General features: G+C 39.4%; 21 protein-coding genes. 6 read left to right on the top strand and 15 right to left on the bottom strand.

What is annotated here, in order from left to right; genetic code table 11:
- Positions 1-18: 18 nt before the first annotated feature.
- The 10 genes from LG336_RS03435 to LG336_RS03390 all read right to left on the bottom strand — a co-directional run bounded on the left by LG336_RS03435 (position 19) and on the right by LG336_RS03390 (position 9,920).
- Positions 19-774, bottom strand: a complete 756-nt coding sequence (locus LG336_RS03435) for an ABC transporter permease (protein ID WP_404331157.1) — start codon at positions 772-774, stop codon at positions 19-21.
- Positions 758-1,546, bottom strand: a complete 789-nt coding sequence (locus LG336_RS03430; RefSeq protein ID WP_404331156.1) for an ABC transporter ATP-binding protein — start codon at positions 1,544-1,546, stop codon at positions 758-760. The genes LG336_RS03435 and LG336_RS03430 overlap by 17 nt, the downstream gene beginning before the upstream one ends.
- A gap of 225 nt (positions 1,547-1,771) precedes the next feature.
- Positions 1,772-2,080 carry an AzlD domain-containing protein gene (locus LG336_RS03425; protein ID WP_404331155.1) on the bottom strand — a complete coding sequence of 103 codons (309 nt, stop codon included), beginning with the start codon at positions 2,078-2,080 and terminating at the stop codon, positions 1,772-1,774.
- Entirely contained in the window at positions 2,070-2,786 is a 717-nt protein-coding gene (locus LG336_RS03420) for an AzlC family ABC transporter permease (RefSeq protein WP_404331154.1), read from the bottom strand. The genes LG336_RS03425 and LG336_RS03420 overlap by 11 nt, the downstream gene beginning before the upstream one ends.
- Positions 2,787-3,159: 373 nt before the next feature.
- On the bottom strand, positions 3,160-3,954 hold the full coding sequence (locus tag LG336_RS03415; protein WP_404331153.1) for an ABC transporter ATP-binding protein: 795 nt from the start codon (positions 3,952-3,954) through the stop codon (positions 3,160-3,162).
- Positions 3,929-4,951, bottom strand: coding sequence for an ABC transporter permease (locus LG336_RS03410; protein WP_404331152.1), 1,023 nt, complete (start codon positions 4,949-4,951; stop codon positions 3,929-3,931). Before LG336_RS03410 ends, LG336_RS03415 begins: the two co-directional genes overlap by 26 nt.
- 94 nt (positions 4,952-5,045) lie before the next feature.
- Positions 5,046-6,050, bottom strand: a complete 1,005-nt coding sequence (locus tag LG336_RS03405; protein ID WP_404331151.1) for an ABC transporter substrate-binding protein — start codon at positions 6,048-6,050, stop codon at positions 5,046-5,048.
- A gap of 174 nt (positions 6,051-6,224) precedes the next feature.
- On the bottom strand, positions 6,225-7,781 hold the full coding sequence (locus LG336_RS03400; RefSeq protein ID WP_404331150.1) for a fatty acid--CoA ligase family protein: 1,557 nt from the start codon (positions 7,779-7,781) through the stop codon (positions 6,225-6,227).
- A 197-nt stretch (positions 7,782-7,978) separates the two neighbouring features.
- Positions 7,979-8,968, bottom strand: coding sequence for a lipoate--protein ligase (locus LG336_RS03395; RefSeq protein WP_404331149.1), 990 nt, complete (start codon positions 8,966-8,968; stop codon positions 7,979-7,981).
- Positions 8,969-9,185: 217 nt separating this feature from the next.
- Positions 9,186-9,920 (bottom strand): MBL fold metallo-hydrolase, encoded by a 735-nt coding sequence (locus LG336_RS03390; RefSeq protein WP_404331148.1) that lies wholly within the window; start codon positions 9,918-9,920, stop codon positions 9,186-9,188.
- 167 nt (positions 9,921-10,087) lie between these two features.
- On the opposite strand from LG336_RS03390, the gene yhfH reads away from it, so the two are divergent.
- Positions 10,088-10,222: a protein YhfH gene (gene yhfH, locus LG336_RS03385; protein ID WP_404331147.1), complete on the top strand. Its 135-nt coding sequence runs from the start codon at positions 10,088-10,090 to the stop codon at positions 10,220-10,222.
- Positions 10,223-10,316: 94 nt separating this feature from the next.
- Here yhfH and hemH read toward each other — a convergent pair whose 3' ends face one another.
- Positions 10,317-11,246 carry a ferrochelatase gene (hemH, locus tag LG336_RS03380; protein ID WP_404333087.1) on the bottom strand — a complete coding sequence of 310 codons (930 nt, stop codon included), beginning with the start codon at positions 11,244-11,246 and terminating at the stop codon, positions 10,317-10,319.
- 196 nt (positions 11,247-11,442) lie between these two features.
- Entirely contained in the window at positions 11,443-12,489 is a 1,047-nt protein-coding gene (hemE, locus tag LG336_RS03375; RefSeq protein ID WP_404331146.1) for a uroporphyrinogen decarboxylase, read from the bottom strand.
- Positions 12,490-12,723: 234 nt separating this feature from the next.
- On the opposite strand from hemE, the gene LG336_RS03370 reads away from it, so the two are divergent.
- Both LG336_RS03370 and LG336_RS03365 read left to right on the top strand, forming a co-directional pair.
- Positions 12,724-13,239 (top strand): antibiotic biosynthesis monooxygenase family protein, encoded by a 516-nt coding sequence (locus tag LG336_RS03370; RefSeq protein WP_404331145.1) that lies wholly within the window; start codon positions 12,724-12,726, stop codon positions 13,237-13,239.
- 134 nt (positions 13,240-13,373) lie between these two features.
- Positions 13,374-14,546 carry a M20 family metallopeptidase gene (locus tag LG336_RS03365; RefSeq protein WP_404331144.1) on the top strand — a complete coding sequence of 391 codons (1,173 nt, stop codon included), beginning with the start codon at positions 13,374-13,376 and terminating at the stop codon, positions 14,544-14,546.
- Positions 14,547-14,624: 78 nt separating this feature from the next.
- On the opposite strand, the gene LG336_RS03360 is transcribed toward LG336_RS03365, so the two are convergent.
- The 3 genes from LG336_RS03360 to LG336_RS03350 all read right to left on the bottom strand — a co-directional run bounded on the left by LG336_RS03360 (position 14,625) and on the right by LG336_RS03350 (position 17,398).
- The gene (locus LG336_RS03360; RefSeq protein ID WP_404331143.1) at positions 14,625-15,347 is read right to left on the bottom strand and encodes an EcsC family protein; all 723 of its coding nucleotides are present in this window, start codon (positions 15,345-15,347) and stop codon (positions 14,625-14,627) included.
- Between the two features lie 106 nt (positions 15,348-15,453).
- Positions 15,454-16,701 (bottom strand): ABC transporter permease, encoded by a 1,248-nt coding sequence (locus LG336_RS03355; RefSeq protein ID WP_404331142.1) that lies wholly within the window; start codon positions 16,699-16,701, stop codon positions 15,454-15,456.
- Complete coding sequence (locus LG336_RS03350; protein WP_404331141.1) at positions 16,658-17,398, bottom strand: ABC transporter ATP-binding protein; 741 nt, start codon at positions 17,396-17,398, stop codon at positions 16,658-16,660. Before LG336_RS03350 ends, LG336_RS03355 begins: the two co-directional genes overlap by 44 nt.
- A 579-nt stretch (positions 17,399-17,977) precedes the next feature.
- Between LG336_RS03350 and LG336_RS03345 the strand changes: the two genes are divergently transcribed.
- The 3 genes from LG336_RS03345 to LG336_RS03335 all read left to right on the top strand — a co-directional run bounded on the left by LG336_RS03345 (position 17,978) and on the right by LG336_RS03335 (position 20,251).
- A complete protein-coding gene (locus LG336_RS03345; protein WP_404331140.1) occupies positions 17,978-18,397 on the top strand; it encodes an HIT family protein in 420 nt (139 codons plus the stop codon).
- 131 nt (positions 18,398-18,528) lie between these two features.
- Entirely contained in the window at positions 18,529-19,608 is a 1,080-nt protein-coding gene (gene serC, locus LG336_RS03340; RefSeq protein ID WP_404331139.1) for a phosphoserine transaminase, read from the top strand.
- Between the two features lie 124 nt (positions 19,609-19,732).
- A complete protein-coding gene (locus tag LG336_RS03335) occupies positions 19,733-20,251 on the top strand; it encodes a tryptophan transporter (protein ID WP_404331138.1) in 519 nt (172 codons plus the stop codon).
- The last annotated feature ends 60 nt before the right edge of the window (positions 20,252-20,311 follow it).

Raw genomic sequence — 20,311 nt, 5'->3', positions numbered from 1 at the left:
TCTCTCCTTTTTTTAAAATTAAGATTCTAATCCCCAGCGTTTCAATACTGTCTTTTCCACTCGTTGGAAAATTAATTGGTCGACAATATAACCAATGACTCCGATGATGATCATTACACCAATAACTAGGGCCATATCTCCAAAGTCAGAAGCAAAACGAAGTGTATAGCCAAGTCCTGGACCGGTGCTTAATAATTCCCCTGCCATTAACGCCCGCCAGCAGAATGCCCATGCAAGTCTGGCACCCGTCACAACATAAGGAATAGACGCTGGGAAAATGACACGAACAAATAAATCCCAACCTTTTGAGCCCATTGTCTGTGCTGCTTTAATATAAAGAGGATGAACATTCTTTATTCCTGACCGCATATTTAGTGTCATGACAAAGGTTCCTCCCAAAACAACCACGAAGATAACAGATGTTTCGTTCATGCCGAACCACATAATCGCCAAGGGAAGCCAAACAATGCTCGGTACAGCCTGCAACGCTAGAATCACCGTTCCGATTGTCTCATCCGCGGTTTTCGATTTTGCTAACAGAACACCTATAGCCGACCCAATCAACAAGGATAGAGCAAGACCTACTGCGAGTCTTTTAAAGCTAGCCACTAAATCATATATCAATGTTTTGTCTTCAAATCCCGTCACTAATGCATTCAATACCATCGTCGGTGAAGGAAGAATAATGGGCAACCAAAGTTCCAGTCGTGAGCCTATTTCCCAAAAGGCAATAATCGAAGTAAAAAATATTATTCTTTTAAGAGTTGGATGCATTGGCAAGTTCCTCGCTTACAACTTTATCAATTTCCTTTTTTAGGTAGCCCATAATATGTTCTTCAATTTGAAGCATTTCCTTTTTGTACCGTTCTCTAGGACGTGGTAAATCCACTTGAATATCTTGCAGGATTGTTCCTGGCTTGGTTCCCATCACAATGATGCGGTCTGAAAGTTTAATTGATTCTGAGATACTATGCGTAACAAACAATATCGTTTTCTTTGTTTCAGTCCAGATTGTTTCAAGTTGACCGTGGAGACGCGTACGTGTTTGCTCATCAAGTGCCCCAAATGGTTCATCCATAAGCAATGTGTCAGGGTTCATCGATAGTGCCCTGGCAATTGCCACGCGTTGCTGCATTCCCCCTGATAGCTCATGAGGATAATGATGAAGATAGTTACTAAGCTGCACCATTTGCAAGTATTTCTTTGCCTGATCTTCAGCTTGTTTCTTCGGCATTTCCTTCTTAAGAGGGAACGTCACATTTTCTAACACATTAAGCCAAGGAAATAATGCAGCTTGTTGAAACACCATCCCTCGGTCTTTTCCGGGCTTTGTCACTTTCTGATTATTGACGAAAATTTCTCCACTTGTTGCCTTCGTAAGGCCAGCTACGATTGAAAGTAAAGTTGACTTTCCACATCCAGAGGGTCCTAAGATGGAGACAAACTCACCCTTTTCAACCTTTAAATTAATATCTGTAAGGACATTTAATGGGTTGTTATCTTTATCTAAATATTGTTTTTGTATATCTGTGATTTCAATAAACATGTTAAATCCACCCTATCCTTATAAATCATATTAGTTTACTCGGAAATATACTCTCAATTATACTGTATTCTTCTTGCTTGTCAACATTTCTCTTTTATTTTCTATTTGAAAAAAAATTCTTTTTATGTAAACTAGCGCTGATACTCACCGCTTCAATCAATAATTGCTTTTAAAGTCCTTAGAAAAATAGAACAAGAAAACAGGCCCCTATTACGAAGCCTGCCTTTAAAAAAATAATGAATATGCACTTAAAACAGCAATCGATCCCATAACGACCACGATGACATTTGCACCTAAAAAAGCGACGGCAAAGGCTGCCAAGGCCCCGATAACTCCATACCAGATATCCTCTTGTATGTACAATACAGCAGGGAATATCAATGCTCCTAAGGTTGCGTATGGAACATTTTTGAGTACTCCCTGGAGGAACGGCGGGAGTTCTTTCCCTCGAAACATGATAAAGGGCAGCATCCTAGGTATAAAGGTGACAATCCCCATGCCGATAATCATGATGATAATCTCCTTACTCAACATCCGTCACCTTCCCTTTCTTCTTCATTGTTTCAATCAACTCCACCAATACTGCTGATAATAGTGTCGCTGCCACAATAGCCCATCCAGTTGAAAGCCATTCTGTCATAGTAAATACTGTATTAAAGCAAGCTGCTAATACAGCAAGAAAGACAACCTTAACACCCTGTTTCATCGAAGGAACTAATAAGCCAATAAACATCGCATAGAGCGCAATCGACATGCTTTGCTGCAATGTTTCAGGAAGACCTGCTCCAATTGCAAAACCAATTCCCGAGCCCATCACCCAGCTAGCGTAGGCAATCAAGTTCAGTCCAAACATATAACCAGTAGTAAGCTTCCCTGGTTGAGTTGCAGCTACAGAAAATGTTTCATCCGTAATCCCAAAAGAGTAAACAATTCGATTGAATACCCGGTCAAATTCCACCTTTTCATTTAAAGAAGCAGCCATTAGGAAATGACGAATATTTACAATAAAGGTGGTAAGAATAATTTCGATGATTCCCGTTCCTAACGCAAGCAGACTTAAGGACATATACTGAGAAGCCCCAGCAAAAACAATCATGCTCATCAATACAGACTCACCGATACTCAACCCTGTCGTTTTTGCCAGCAATCCGAATGTCAGTGCGACGGGAACATAACCGATTGCAATGCTAATCCCTGCCTGAAGTCCTTTCTTAAACTCAGTCCCTTGATTAATAGACATTACATTTTCCACCCAGATCCCACCTTCCCTAGAAAAATCCAATATCTATTATACAAAGTTTTACAAGTTTTATATATTAAAAATTTGTAAAACTACTTCAATTCCTATGGAAAGGCATAATAAAAGTACATGGGCACCCCCATGTACTGTGTTAAAGGCTGTTTTCGTAAGATTGTTGTTAAAATTGTAAAAATCTTAAAGCCGATTTTTACTACCTAAAGCCGATTTTAACGCAAGATAAGCTATTTTGTACGTTATAGTAAGTTTGCAAGCTCTTTCCTCATAATTAAAAAGCCATTTTACGGTGAAACGAAGCATACTAATCCATCCTATTTTGTATCCAAAAGCAACAAAGTCTGAGAAAAGAGCCTTGTTAAATCAAAACTGCCCGGTCATTGTTCATCTTTTCACCGCGAATTCTTTGGAACTCAGTTAAAAGCTTTTCGACGGTTAACTCCTGTTTGGCTTTTTGATCAGCTTCAAAGATAATCTGCCCCTTATCCATCATGATGAGTCGGTTGCCTAATTCTAATGCTTGCTGCATATTATGGGTAACCATCAGTGTCGTTAAACCATATTGACTAACAATTTCTTTTGTCAGTTGGGTAACGAGTTCCGCTCTTGACGGGTCAAGTGCAGCTGTATGCTCATCAAGGAGAAGAATTTTTGGTTCAGTAAAGGTTGCCATTAATAGAGAAAGAGCCTGTCTTTCACCACCTGATAGGAGACCAACCTTTGCTTGCAATCGATCTTCAAGACCAAGGTGAAGAGTCTCAAGCTTTTCCTTGAAGAATTCTCTTCGTTTCCGATTTACCCCTAGTCCCAACCCTCGGCTCTTTACTCGGGAGTAGGCAATAGCTAAATTTTCTTCAATGGTCATTGATGGAGCAGTTCCAGCCATGGGGTCCTGAAATACTCTTCCTATAAAAGAAGACCGTTTATGCTCTGACATTTCGGTCAGATTCTTTCCATCAATATTAACCGTTCCAAGGTCAGGAGTTAGCTTTCCAGATATCACACTCATTACCGTTGATTTTCCAGCACCGTTACTCCCAATAACAGTGACAAAATCACCGGGGGCCATATTAAGATTTATATGGTTAATGGCGACTTTTTCATCAGGTGTTCCTTCATTAAAAACCTTATAAATCTGATTTAGCTGCAGCAAGGTTCTGCCCCCTTCCTTCAGAGTCAGCTTGTTTCATCGCTTTAAGCCTTTTCCGTTTTCTCTGCTTTTCTTTTTCACGATCAATTACTTTTGGCAGAACTAATGCACAAATGACAATCAAAGCAGTAATCAACTTCATATCTCCGGTCTCAAGGAATTCAACTCTCAGAGCCATCGTCACAATGATTCTATATAGAATCGCACCACCTATAACCGCAGCTGTTGCGCGAATGATATTCTTCGCGCCAAACACAGCTTCACCGATAATGACGGAAGCAAGGCCTATGACAATCATCCCAATTCCCATTCCGACATCACTAAATCCGTTATATTGAGCAACTAATGCCCCAGAGAAAGCAACAAGTGCATTCGACAAGCCTAGACCAAAGATTTTATAAAAATCTGTGTCTACTGAAAAGCTGCGAACCATCGTTTCATTATCTCCAGTCGCACGTAAAGCAAGACCTAATTCTGTTTTTAAAAACCAGTCCATTCCAGCCTTCACAACAAAAGCTAGAATGACCATGAGAAAAAATATCGCCCAAGTTTTTGGAATAAAACCACTAATGCCTATAGTAGACAATCCTGCTTGGATAGCGTCATCAAACTTTAATTGCTTCCAGAACTCTGTAAGCTTTGTAATCACTGTTTCTTCAGACAGTAGGGAGACATTTGACCTCCCCATAATTCGTAGGTTAATTGAATATAAGGCAATCATCATTAGTATTCCCGATAATAGAGCGTTAATTTTCCCCTTTGTATGGAGAAGTCCGGTAAAACAACCCGCTAAAAACCCTGCAGCTACCGCAGCGATTGTGGCGATAAAGGGATTAAAACCGTTAACAATCATGACTGCAGCAACTGCTCCCCCCGTTACAAAGCTCCCGTCAACAGTCAAGTCTGGAAAATCAAGTATTCTAAAAGACAAGTATACGCCCAATGCCATAAGGGCGTATAATGCACCTGCCTCTAAAGACCCAAAAATAGCAGTAGGCATAGTCAACTTCCTTTCTTAGATGCTTGGAAACCTGCCGGATTAAATGAACGTTCTTTCCTGGCTGTAGCCGGACAGGCCATGTATGCATCAAATCTTATTCAAGGTATTCAGCCAGGCCATCCCACTCTTCTTTAATTTCAATGTTCATTTCTTCTGCTGCTTTTTTATTGATTACTAGTTTCAAGTTTTGTGGGTATTGCACTGGGAGTTCAGAAGGTTGTTTTTCACCTTTTAAAATCTGCGCAGCCATCACACCTGCCTCATAACCAATATCAGCATAATCAAACCCGTATGCCGCAAATCCACCCTTAGCGACTGAATCTAGTTCTCCAACAAACAACGGAATGTCATTTTCATTTGCTACCATAATGACAGAATCAAGACCAGAAACGACAGTATTATCAGTGATGATATAGATTACATCTGCCTTACCAACTAATGATTCTGTCGCTTGTTTTACTTCAGCAGTAGTGGAAACAGTCGCCTCAACAAATTTTAGATCCGTATTTTTCCCAGCTTCTTTAACCATCTCGATTTGGGCAATCGAGTTCTGTTCACCAGAGTTATAGACTAACCCAACCGTCTGTCCTTCAAATTGCTCGTCGATAAACTTTACCGTATTTGGAATTGCATCTGGATGATTATCAAGTGTTCCCGTTACATTTCCTTCTGTGTTTTCCATTGATTTAACAAGTTCAGCTCCAACAGCATCTGTAACAGAAGTAAACACAATTGGAATATCCTTAGTAGCGTTTAAAGCACTTTGAGCACTCGGAGTTGAATTTGCGAAGATCAAATCGACTCCATCTCCTACAAAGTTTTGAGCAATCGGTGCGTTATTATTCGCATCACCTTGCGCATTTTGCACATCATATTCCACTTCAAGTCCCGCTTCCTCCAAGGCCTTCTTGAAGCCCTCGAAAGCAGCGTCAAGGGACGGATGCTCAGCAATTTGGGTTACACCTACTTTAAAAGTAGTTTCCTTATCTTCCTCGCCACCAGTTGATGAATCTGACCCAGACTCTTCACTTCCACAGCCAGCTAGTAGCAAAGCGCTTGCGATTCCTACAGCAGCCATCCATTTCTTTTTCTTACCCATTGTATTTCCCCCTATATTTATTATTCTCTTTACTGCTTTTATGCTTTTATTTGTTAAATTATAATATTATCCTAATCTAGTTTTCAAGTAATTTTCAATAATTTTAGAAAATTTGAACTAAAAAACAAAAAGTAGGCAGACTACAATTTTTAGTCTGCCTACTTTGAAGTGTTTTTATTTAACTTGGAGGACCTGGTCTTTCAGTGATCTCCGTAGAATCTTACCTGTAGTATTTTTAGGTAGCTCTTCTAGAAAATCTATCGAACTAGGAACTTTATACTTTGCTAAATGCTCCCGGCAGTATTCAAGCAACTGCTCTGCTGTTAGGGACGGGTTTTTGCTCACGACAAATGCACGGACTGCCTCGCCGAAGTTTGGATCCGGGACGCCAACAACGGCAACTTCAATCACATCCGGGTGCACATAAAGTACTTCCTCTACCTCACGCGGATAGACGTTATAGCCTCCAACAATAACAATATCTTTCTTGCGATCCACAATATAGAAATAGCCTTCCTCATCCATTTTTGCTAGGTCACCAGTGTATAGCCAGCCGTCCTTAATCGTCGCAGCTGTTTCCTCAGGCATTTTATAGTAGCCTTTCATTACATTTCGACCTTTTACAATGAGCTCGCCAACCTCACCAGGGCGAACTTCTTCTCCAAGTTCATTGACGACCTTGTTCTGTACATTAACAATCGACTGCCCGATTGAGCCTGCCTTCCTTGGACGGTCTAATGGGTTAAAGCAGGTGACTGGGGAAGCTTCTGATAACCCGTATCCCTCAGAGATCACGACATTGAACTTTCTTTCAAAGCCTTCAAGTAATGCCACTGGCATCGCTGCTCCACCTGAATTACATAAACGGAGTGACTTTAAATCTTCTGCTTTTCCTTCAGGGTATTGAAGAAGGAAGTTAAACATTGTTGGTACACCTGCAAAAACAGTCGCTTCATACTTTTTGGTAAGGCGGAATATTTCGGCTGGTGAAAATTTCGGTACAATCAAAATTGTTGCACCGTTCATCAATGGTGCATTTAAGGCGACCGTCAAACAAAAGACATGAAACATTGGCAGAGTAGCAATTACTCGGTCAGCTTCATTCATTTTTAGATAATCAGCTACATCTCTTGCATTACTGTATAGGTTACCGTGAGTTAGCATGGCCCCCTTAGGTTTTCCTGTTGTTCCTGAAGTATATAGAATAACGGCAACATCATCGTCATTGAGTTCAGGAGCTGTAAAATCAAGTGTTCCAGACGCTATGACTTGATTAAATGACTTTAACTTAGGAAAAACGGAGAGCTTAGAGATATCTATGCTTGCGGCCTCACTCTGTCCTGATTCACAAATGATATAATTTTCAATTGTCGGCAAGTTTTCATGCATTTTCTCCGCCAATGGCACCATTAAATCTAGTCCGACAACCGTTTTAACATCTCCATTACGGAGGATATAGCCAATTTCATCTGCAGTATAGATAGGGTTTACCGGAATCACGGTTGCTCCTAAACGAAGAGCTCCATACAAACCGATGACAAAATGTGGTGAATTCCCTAATATGAGTGCAACATGATCCCCTTTTTTCACTCCTAATTGTGAAAGTCCTGTTGCAAATTTCGTAACCGCGGCATCCAACTCCGCGTATGTACTAGCTTGGTCCATGAAATAATATGCAGGCTTGTCCCCTGAACGTTCTGCAGTCAGCCGAAGTTGAGTTGTTAAATTCATTCTTCCATCCCCTTTGTTTGTAATTACCCCTTAGAAAGCGCTATCAATTTTCTAAATATATTATATTGAAAGAAAATTGTACCTTCAAGAGAAAACTCTTAAAATTAAAAAAACTAGGTTTAGGCCACTATTAATGACACCGCATAAGGGAGACAAAGAAAAAACACGATGCATAATAAGCATCGTGTTAAAATTTATTAATAGACTAACTCGAGAAAATCCTCTTTGGAAATATTTCCGAAATAATGTTGGATATGAACTCCAGACAACGCATCCTCTAGTGAGGCTCTTTCATACTTAACGCCTGTTAGTAACTGTTCAATTTCTCCGACGTCACCAACCCCGAAAAAGTCTCCATAGATTTTACAATTCTCTATCATTCCTTTATTCACTTCAAACCTGACATCAACTTGTCCAACTGGAAAGCGGTGAGAATGCTGGATATTGAATTTAGGAGACCGCCCATAATTCCACTCCCACGTTTGATACTTCTCCTTAGATAATTGATGAATTTTCTCCCAATCTTGATCGGTTAATTTATATTCAGGGATTTCGTCCACGTCTGGAAAGATGTACTTTAGCAGTAAACTCTTAAATTCCTCAATGGTCATCTTCTCTTCCATGAACTCTGAAATATTAGCGACACGACTGCGAATCGATTTTATTCCTTTTGATTCTATTTTATCCTTCCTGACCTTAAGAGCAGAGACAACATGGTCAATTTCAGAATCAAACATTAACGTTCCATGACTAAACATTCTTCCCTTTGTTGAGAATTGTGCATTGCCTGATATCTTTCTCCCCTCAGCCATCAGATCATTTCGGCCGCTCAGTTCAGCATTAACCCCCATTTTCTTCAGAGCCTCAACCACTGGTTCAGTAAATTTCTTGAAGTTGTGAAAACTATCACCATCATCTTTGGTGATAAAGCTAAAATTCAAATTTCCTAAATCATGGTACACAGCTCCCCCACCCGAGACCCTTCTAACAACATGAATTCCATTTTTCTCTACATAATCCGTATTGATTTCTTCAATAGTGTTTTGATTCTTACCGATAATAATAGAAGGTTCGTTTATATAAAATAAAAGATAAGTTTCGTTTATATCTAAATTTTTTACTGCATACTCCTCGATTGCAAGGTTTATCCGTGGATCAGTAATCCCTTTATTATCAATAAATAACATCTTTATATCTCCTTTTTTAAGGCTCTTTTTCTCATACATTTGTTGCTTACAGAGCTTAAATAGAACTTTAATGCCATGTTTTTCATTGAAAATTAGCTTTAGCGTATGAAAAAAGAGCTGCAAACTAAGTGATGAAGCACAAAATAGCTTTTCTTGCGTTAAAATCGGCTTTAAGATTTTTACAATTTTAACAACAAACTTTACGAAAAAGCCTTTTTTAAAGCGTAATCGTTAGACCTTCCTTCGCTAATTGAGTTGGCCCACTATATTTTTGTTTCGCTTCCTCAACTAGCTGGTTAAGCTGGCCATAATGTGGTAAATGGGTAAGCAATAGCTGTTTTACAGCTGCTGCTTCAGCAAAATTTCCCGCATCAAAACTATTCATATGACCGGCACCTTTGCCACTTTGGTTTCCGTAAAAATTACATTCACATACCAGCAAATCTGCATTTTCTCCAAATGAAATAAATTCATCTTTAAAAGCAGTATCCGCTGTGTAAACGAGTACTTTACCGTCTACTTCAATCCGCATTGCGAAGCACGGCACAGGATGAACAGTCCGCAGAAATGTAATCTTAAATGGACCTACTTCTAAGGGTTGATCAGGGTTAAAGGCAATTCCTTTTGTGATATTTTTATATGTAAGCTTTGCAAATTCGCGTTGGTCTAAATTATGTCCGTATATAGGAAGTTCTGGAGGTTTGGTGCCTAAGAACCCTTTGATTAAACGAGCATGATAGAGTACTCCTATGTCAGCATTATGATCAGGATGGTAATGTGAAAGCAATAGTGCGTCTATTTCTTCTGGTTGGATAAAATTCTGTAGCTTAGATAAAACTCCACTTCCACAATCAATCAACACATTAAAACCATTATGTTCTAAAAGGTAACCTGAGCTCGCTTCATTCTTACTCGGATAGCCGCCCCAACATCCGATAACAGTAAGCTTCATTGTGATTCCTCCTAAGTCATTAGTCCATTTTCAACTATACTTCATTTTGCCCATTTTTTCATATTTTACGTTTTGTTATAAAACAACCATTGACACAAACCAAACTGTTATAATACAATGAAACCAACTTAATAAATAAACACAAAAAAACTATGGGGGTTATCAGAATGCTTGAGAATATCGTTGAGTTCTTCCGTAATTTACCGGCTAAAAAGTGCGTGGAATGTGGAAAAGAAATAGATGAACTGCATGAATGTTATGGAAGCAAATGTGATAACTGCATGGACCCTGGAAAGCACTAAAAACCTACTAACTTTAACCAAAAAGAAGCCAGCCGTTTAACTACGGCTGGCTTCTTTCCTTTTAATTGGAAGGCTTTTTGATGGTGATTTTAAACTATGAAAGCTTCTTTAACACGATTGTTGCTAGAGCATCTATGAATTCTGGCTGAGCATTAGGCATTTCGGGGCGATAATAGCTTGCACCGACTTCTTCGGTCACAACCTTGCATTCGTAATCATTGTCATATAACACTTCTAGATGTTCGGCAACAAATCCCGCTGGTACATAAACGAAGGCCTTATAACCATGCTCCTCATAAAGGCTCCTTGTTAAATCTTGTACATCTGGTCCAAGCCAAGGCTCTGGTGTTTGACCTGCGCTTTGCCAGCCTACTGCGTAGCTCTTGACTTTGGCACCCTCTGCAATCAAATCAGCTGTTTTTTGGAGCTGCTCTGGATACGGATCACCAGATTGAAGTATTTTTTCAGGAAGGCTGTGCGCTGAAACTATCAGGACGGCCTTTTCCTTTTCATCGGATGGCATGCTATCAAATGTTTCGCTTACTCGGTTTACCCAATATTGAATAAACTTAGGCTCATCATACCAGCTTTCAACGGATACAATGTTGGGACCCCCAAGTTCAGTCGCAGCCGCTTGAGCACGTCCATTATAAGATTTTACGCTAAATGTAGAGAAATGTGGTGCTAGCACGATGCTTACCGCTTCTTCGATACCATCTTCATGCATTTGTTTTACTGCATCTTCAACAAATGGTTCAATATGCTTCAATCCAAGATACATTTTAAATTCATATTTGTCTTGGATGGAGTTTAATCGCTCCTCAAGTTTCTCTGCCTGGTCACGAGTAATCTGGGCAAGCGGAGAAATCCCCCCGATTGCTTCATACCTCATCTTGAGATCCTCAAGTAATTCTTCAGAAGGCTTCCGTCCATGACGAATATGCGTATAGTACCTTTCTATATCTTCCTCTTTATAAGGAGTTCCATAGGCCATTACAAGCAAACCCATTTTCTTTTTTGACATCATTGCACCTCTTTTGACTGTAAATATACTGTAAAGCGGCAACACCTGGACCAACAAAAGACAATGACAATGACATAAATATTCTGTCATTGTCATACTCTTTCCTCCAAGTGCTTTTTAGCTGACAAATACTATTTTGCCAAAATATCGTCTAACTTGCCAATATCTTTACTTCCAGGACAAATAAAATAAAAGTTTACCCTCTTAATTTCTCAGCTGAGTACTCATGGATAAAGCTTGTTAATCTTTTCAATGTTGCCGGATCTACAGAAGGGAACACCCCATGACCTAAGTTAAAAATGTAACCTGGCTGCTCCATGCCTTGATCAAGAATTGCTTTAGCTCTTTCCTCAATGACTTCCCAAGGTGAAAGAAGGATAGCAGGATCCAGATTTCCCTGAATGGTCTTATGGATACCAAGGTCACGCGCTTCTTTTATTTGCATCCGCCAATCTAGCCCAACTACATCAAGTGGCAGGTCATGCCATTCCTTTGCTAAATGACTAGCTCCAACTCCAAACATGATAAGCGGAACATTCTCATCTTTTAATTCTGAGAAAATTCGATGCATGATTGGTTTAATGTAATAACGGTAATCTTGAACATTTAAAGCTCCCACCCATGAATCGAAGATCTGAATAGCCTTCACTCCTGCTTTAATCTGTGACTTCACATAAGTGATGACCACATCTGCTAGCTTGTCCATTAAAGCAAACCAAGCTTTAGGCTCAGAATACATAAATGCCTTTGTTTTATTGTAATTTTTAGAAGGCCCTCCTTCAATCATGTAGCTTGCAAGAGTAAAAGGGGCTCCCGAAAAGCCGATTAACGGCACGGAAAGCTGCTCTTCGGTAAGCAGTTTAATGGTTTCCATTACATACGGAACATCCTCTTCAGGGTGGATTTCGCCGAGTTTTTCCACATCAGCTAATGCTTGAATAGGATTAGAGATCACAGGTCCAATACCTGCCTTAATTTCAACATCTACGCCTATTGCTGGAAGCGGCGTCATAATATCTTTATATAGGATGGCAGCATCTACATTATATTGCTCAACAGGGAGTCTAGTTACATAGGCACACAGCTCCGGCTGGTGAGTGATTTCAAATAAAGAATACTTCTCTTTAATTGCTCTGTATTCGGGTTGTGAACGACCCGCTTGACGCATGTACCATACTGGAACATGATCTGTCTTTTCTCCTCTAGCTGCTCTTAAAAAAGTATCGTTGATTATTTTTGTCATTAAAAGTGCTCCACCTTTCAGGTACATCATTTATCATTTTATCTTTTGAAATTTAATAACGAAAAACATAAATTATGCTATATACACTATATCCGTTTTTTCTATGTAATGGATGTCGAATGCCGAAATGTCATAAAAATGACGATTTTGTCGCATCTTTCCCCACTCATACCTTTTGATACACATACGAATTTATTGTTAATATTAAATAAAAAACAATTTAGAGGTGATCAATTGAATTTTTATATTACGTCAGGAACCATTGATTATTTGACAAAGCTTAAAAATAAGCATCCTGGTGAAAACATGTTGTTATTGACGGAATCAGAAGATGAATTTTCAGCAGTTATCCTTCACGAGACAAGCTCGAACACCCTTTTTAATCACCCCCGAAAATATGAGGTCATTGACTCCTTGGGGTCATTTGAAAAAGCAACCTTTGTAGTAATGAACAATATTCCCGTCACAGACGAGGGTAAACCCTTGTTTGAATATCAATTTACAAACCGCCAACGAAAGATTGAACATCAACCTGGCTTTGTCGCCATTCGGGTGTTACGACCTCAATCTTCAAATACTTATGTGATTTTGACACTTTGGGAAAATAAACAAGCATTTGTGAACTGGAAGTCATCAGACTCCTTTCTAAAAGCCCATAAGAAAAATGAAGGAAGCAGTGGGGCTAAGTCAGCTGCCATTTTTGCAGGACCTTCATATCTTACAACGTATAGTATAGCCCAAGAAGAATAACGTTTCAAAGAGGAGGTCATCTACCTCCTCTTTTTTGGCGACATGTTGCTTAGCAGCCTCTTATTATATAAAAAACAAATCAAAATGTTATAATAGTTTAAATTAATAGACAACTCGAAGGGAGAGGTTCAGTTTTGAAAGAAACTTTATTTAATAAGCTAGAAAGCTCATTTAATGAAATGGTTGAAATCAGGAGACACTTTCACCAGCACCCTGAGTTGTCTTTCCAGGAAGTCCAGACTGCCCACTACATCAAAGCCTACTATGAGAAACTAGGGGTTGAAGTTAGAGGGAATGTAGGCGGGAATGGTGTGGTTGCTAAAATTTATGGCGGCAAGCCTGGGAAAACCATTGCTCTTCGTGCTGACTTTGACGCTTTGCCCATTCAAGAAGAAAACGATGTCCCCTATAAATCACTTGTTCCTGGTGTTATGCACGCTTGCGGACATGATGGCCATACCGCAACCCTTCTTGTTTTAGCTAAGGCCTTGCATGAAATGAGAGAAGAGCTTTCAGGTACATATGTGATGATTCATCAACACGCAGAAGAGTACGCCCCTGGTGGAGCAAAAGCAATGATTGAAGACGGTTGTCTTGATGGAGTGGATTTTATTTATGGAACACATTTATGGGCAACGGTTCCAACAGGAACGGTTCATTACAGAGTCGGTCCATTCATGGCAGCAGCGGATCGGTTTGAAGTAACGCTGCAAGGAAAGGGTGGTCATGGTGCTCAGCCTCATAAAACAAAAGACACCATTGTTGCTGCTTCGCAATTTGTTATGAATCTTCAGCAAATTGTCAGCCGTAGAATAAAACCGATTGACCCCGCGGTTGTAAGTGTCGGATCGTTTGTAGCTGAAAATGCCTTTAATGTCATTGCCGACAAGGTGAGGCTTATTGGGACAGCAAGAACTTTTAGTGAAGAAAGCCGTAACTTAATTGAGGAAGAGTTGGAAAAGGTGATAAAAGGTACCTGCTATGCAAATGACTGCACCTATGAATTTACGTATTTCCGCGGATATCCAGCAGTAGTCAACCACCCTGCCGAAACCGGAATCGTAGTCGAGTCTGCTGGCCAAGTACCTGATGTAGAAAAAGTGGAGGAAATGGAACCAGACATGGCTGGTGAAGATTTTGCCTATTATCTCCAGCATGTAAAGGGGAGCTTCTTCTTTACAGGAGCACAGCCTGAAGGTGTTTCCCAGCCTTATCCACATCATCACCCAAAGTTTGAGATTAACGAAAGGGCCATGCTTATAGCAGCCAAAACACTCGGAATGGCCGCGTTAAATTCTCAAGATTGATTATGTATAACGATGAATAGTACGGATAATTTAAGAAAGTTCCAATCGAGTGATTGGAACTTTTTTTACTTCTACTCATTAACTCAATGGCGGTGTCTTAAGGAGCCTTAGCCGATACGCATTTCTAGCGGTTTCTCCAAGTTGGTCAAGAAGATTATAATTTGCATAGGCTCCTACCACGGCTCCAATGCCGGGAACTAGTTGTGCCATTTTGACCAAATCAATGTAGTCCCGGTATTCTTGCTGGAACTCCTTCCAGTCCATCTCTATTAAAACTTGCTTACGCGACTCCCAATCATCAATAATTGCTAGAGTTTCCTGGCGTTTTTGGTCACTTGAAAAAGCAAGCTGGAATACATGGAGAATAAATAACCTTTCCTCATAACTAGAGGAATCATATCCATATATTGAGGCCGCTTCAAAAAGAAACTTCATTTTTATCGATAACAATAGTGGGAAATCAGCCAGGCCCAAGAACAACCCACCAGCACCTGTTCCTGCTCCTTCAACCATCGCTGTCTTACGGTAGGAAGTAAGCTTCTCAGTTAGCAGCTCATCCTTTTGTTGTAAGGTTAGCCCAGATCCTTGGTTCCTCTTCGTCGTATAATTTGAACCTGTTAGTGTAGCTTTTACCATATTCTTAATAGCATCGGTCATCACTTGATGAACTTTTTCAGGAATCATCTCGTTTACTTTCGATTGCACCCTCTTTGAGGCCCTTGCCAACATATTAGAGCGCTTCTTTAGTTTTCGTTTCCATTCAATTATCTCATCATATACTCTAAGCTCGTATTCATTCATTCGCTTTCCCTCCATCTATTTATCCATACGTGCAATTTTTCAGATAGTTTCACAAATATAAAAAAATCCTTTTCAGCATTGACTCTATAGCTGAAAAGGATACTTATTACACTTGTCTTCTTTTTTTACTATATAAGTGGACAAAAGCAAGGGTAAAGACGAGACCTAGAATAACAGTAGATCCAGCTGTTAAAGGATCTTGTTTCACTAAAATTACCAATCCAAAAACCCCAGTCTGAATGACCATAATCATTGTTAACAGCTTCGTAAATGCCTTTTCTTTAGCCGTTATTCCTACTGGATATAAATCCAACCATAGTTTATGTTGATGATGGTTCCATAACGGTAAAAGTTGAAAACCTGTTAGATATAGGAATAGCAGAGCAAGGATTGTTTGACCTGGTCCGTATGTCAGAAAATAAATCGCAATGGCTCCAATAATCGTTAACCTTAGAAAAAGCCCCCAATAATCCCCTGAGCGAAAAAAGGTCCTTAAGTAAATATGAGAAAATGTATTCTTTTGGCTGAATGAAACATTCCCCAGAAACATATCCAACCACTTTCTCCGCTTCACCTGATCCTTTAACTTAGGAACATCTGTAAACAGATTGGCAATTCGGTAAAAAGCTCCCATCCGTTTTTCTTCTTGCTCAATTAAATGTTCCCATTTCAAGCCCTTATCTTTCGCCTGCCGATGGTAAAAAATAGTCAAGAGAACCAATACCAGAGTGGGAACAGCAATAAGGATTAGATTAGCCCCAGAGAACAATAAATAAAGCATCACACCATTGACAAAAAACCTTACGGTAGAATCTATTTTATGCGTTGAGGAATCAATGTCATATTCCACTTTCCAGCGAATTAGAAGGTTTAAGCCTTTCATAACCACCAATAAAATCAGATAAGGAATAAAAATACTAAAGCTTGTCCCTGTTACCTTCACATACATTGGCATAACCAAAGCCAAAATGATTAGCAGCAAATAGGACTGAAGAACAAGGCTTAAGATCATTCCACGTTTAAAATAATCCCCTAATTTTGTTTCTAATGGCAATAGAAAGATTTTATCCGCTTCTGATAAAAAGGTTAATGTTGGACTATAGGTAAGCACGAGAGCAAGCAACACAGCCATGATGATTGCAGCCGGAAATTCTGGACCGAGGGTCTTTATCCATTCTTGATAATAAAACCCTGCTGTCCCTAGTAAAAATAAGAATACAATGACTAGATGGCCATTAAAGATATACCGTAAATAGCGGCTGGTCTCTTTTACAAATAACCCAAACCGTTCCTTCCATAGCTCTTGCGCATTAAACATAATCTTCTTCCTTTGTAAGCTGAATATATAGATCATCAAGGGTTGCTCCTGGCATCCCAAATTGAGTTTGCAGCTCCTTTAGGGTCCCTTTTGCACGAACTGCTCCTTCATGTAGGATGACAAAACGGTCACAATACCGCTCTGCAGTAGCAAGGATATGAGTAGACATCAAAATACCTGCTCCATTTTCTTTCATTTTGTTCATTAAATCCAGTAAAGATTGAATCCCTAATGGATCAAGACCGACGAATGGTTCGTCTACTATATAAAGAGAAGGCTGTACTAGAAATGCACACATAATCATGACTTTTTGCTTCATCCCTTTAGAGAAATGAGCAGGAAACCACTTGAGCCTTTTTTCCATACGGAATTCTTTTAGAAGCTTCCCTATTCGCTCCTTATATACCGACTCCTCTATTCCATATGCCATTGCCGTTATTTTCAAATGCTCCTCTAGAGTCAATTCGTCGTAAAGGATAGGGGTTTCCGGAACAAAAGTAAACTGCTTGCGGTATTGTTCACGCCCATCGTTGATGGCCCGGTTATTAATTCTAATCTCACCCTTTTGGGGTTCCATCAAACCAATTACATGCTTAATGGTGGTACTCTTCCCAGCTCCATTTAGCCCAATTAAGCCAACCATCTCATTAGACTCTACTTCAAAACTGACATCTTTTAACACCGGATTTTTCGTGTATCCACCTGTAATATTTTTTATCTCTAATAAAGCCATGGGCAACGTCCTTCCACTCGTACTTTTAATTAATATTTTAACAAATCCCCAACGAATTAAAAAATTTTTTAAAAAGGGATTATATTTTCCGAAAGTAGGGGCATGATAATTATTGAAGGGGAAACAGTTAATCACTCGAAATGAGGTGTCTGTTAAAGACAATTTATTCGATGTTTAAAACGCTTCGACTAACCTTCAAGGGGCTGGTAGCATTGGACAAAGTTCTTGCATACCAAAGCTTATAAAAAACACACTTTAAATGAGGTGTTTGCCGAAGACACACATCCGCTTTATACGTTGTAATCAACTATAAAGAACAGGGGATGGTTCGATTGAACACAGGTCCGTTTTTAGACACATCACATTAAAAAATGAGGTGTTTATCAAAGGTATACCTGCAGATTGTCACTAAAGGCATATATTGAAGGCATAAGTGAATGAAGCAAGATTTCCCCTTCAGGGACAGGATTCTAATATGAATCCTGTCCTTTTTGTTGGATGAATGTAAGGCTTGTTTAAGTTTATTTGATTATTGTGATAAAATGACAAAAAAAGATGTTAAATGAAAGGATGGTCAAAATGTCTGATTGTATTTTCTGCAAGATTATTAATGGTGAGATTCCAAGTGCTAAAGTATTTGAAAATGAGCATGTCTTTGCCTTTTTAGATATCGGTCAGGTCACCAAAGGACATACCCTAGTCATTCCAAAGGTACATAAAGAAAATGTCTATGAATTAACTGATGAAATTGCTTCTACTCTTTTTAAAGAAGTACCAAAGATTGCGAATGCCATCAAAGCGGCGTATGATCCAATTGGATTAAATGTTTTGAGTAACACCGGTGAACACGCTGGTCAGTCTGTCTTTCACTTTCATATGCACCTTATTCCTCGTTATGGTGAGGGAGATGGTTTTGGAGCCGTTTGGAAAACCAATAATAGCCAATACACTCCAGAAGATTTACAAAAAATCGCCTCTGATATTAACCATAAACTTTAACTTCTGCTTCTTGCAGAAGTTTTTTTTATTTTTTTCTTTCTGAAAAATAGAAATTTTCCCGAATATCTGGTAGTATTGATTAAAAATTTTATCTCATCACTGTACTACAGAAAAAATCTAGGGGGAATATCATGAAACGCGCCTTTAATTTTAACGCTGGGCCTACTGCTTTACCTGAAGATGTGCTAAAAAAAGCAGAAAAAGAATGGCTTAATTACAACGGAACAGGTATGAATGTGATGGAAATGAGTCACAGAAGCAAGCCTTATGAAGAAATCAATAATCAAGCACAAGCATTACTTCGAAAGCTTCTAAACATCTCTAATGATTATGAAATTCTTTTTTTACAGGGAGGGGCAAGCCTACAATTTGCAATGGTGCCAATGAACTTGTTGGAAGAAGGAAAAAAGGGGTATTACGCCTTAACAGGATCTTGGTCTGAAAAAGCCCTTAAAGAAGCGAAGAAAATTGGCGATGCTGAATCAGTTGTTTCTGGAAAAGACAACAACTATACCACAATTCCAGATATAAAGGATTTAAGCTCTTTAGAAAATGGTTCTTACCTTCATATTACATCAAATAACACCATTTACGGTACCCAGTGGCACGAAACACCAAAGAATCTTTCTATTCCACTTGTCGCAGACATGTCGAGTGATATTTTGTGCCGACCAATTGATGTTAATTCTTATGGTTTGATTTATGCTGGTGCCCAAAAGAACCTCGGCCCCTCTGGTGTCACGGTCGTAATTATCAAAAAGGACTTGTTAGAACGCTCAAAGGATAGCCTACCTAGTATACTAGATTACCGTACACATGCTAGCAATCAATCTCTTTATAATACTCCACCAACACTAGCTGTCTATTTGTTAAAGCTTGTGCTTGAATGGGCTGATTCACTTGGTGGTGCCGAGGCACTAGAAAAAATCAATCAACAAAAAGCCGAGCTACTTTATCATGAGATTGACGGAAGTAACGGTTTCTATAATGGGCATGCAAATAAAAATAGTCGTTCACTTATGAATGTAACCTTCACCTTAAATAGCAAAGAATTGACGGACGCCTTCCTTGCTGAAGCGAAAGAACTTGGATTTATAGGCCTTAATGGCCATCGTTCTGTAGGCGGTTGCCGTGCATCAATCTACAATGCTATCCCACTAGAGCATGTCGAAAAGTTAGCACAATTCATGAAGGAATTCAGAACGCGCTAACTGAAAGTTAACAGTTTACCGTTGATTTTAATATGCTATAATGATAGCAACCTTTCGCTGTAGGCACTAGAGCACTGCAGGAGAGGGAAAATAGTTAGCTAGAATAGCAGAGGAGAGATGAGAAATGAATACAAAGAATCTTGTTGCACTTGCACTTTTAATGGGGATGGGCGTTGTGCTTCACGCTGTTGTACCGCCGTTTGTTCTTGGAATGAAGCCTGATATGATGCTGACCATGATGTTTTTAGGGATTATACTTTTTCCAGAGAAAAAAAATATCTTATTAGTCGGTCTTGTGACTGGAATCTTGTCAGCAATGACAACTGGCTTTCCAGGAGGTCAAATTCCAAACCTTATTGACAAACTGCTCACAGCCTTTATCTTTTTCGGATTATTAACGGTCTTTAAGAAGTATCAGGGCTCAGTCGTCAATGCGGCCGTTTTAACCGCTGTAGGAACCCTTGTTTCAGGAACGATATTCCTAACATCAGCGTACTTTATCGTTGGATTGCCTGGAGCATTTGTTGGTATGTTTACATTAGCTGTACTTCCAGCTATCGCCTTCAATACTGTATTCATGGTGATCCTGTTCCCAGTCGCGTTAACCATCCTCAGAAGAACAAATCTTGTAGCAACACATTAATGCTTTTGTGTAGAACCCGCCACTTGCGGGTTCTTTTTTTGTACAGTAATCTCTTAAAGA

The organism is Mesobacillus maritimus (assembly GCF_044803185.1).
Classification (GTDB): domain Bacteria; phylum Bacillota; class Bacilli; order Bacillales; family Cytobacillaceae; genus Mesobacillus_B; species Mesobacillus_B maritimus_B.
Note: the sequence above shows the minus strand (reverse complement) of the source record. Positions and strands in the feature narration are given on the sequence as shown.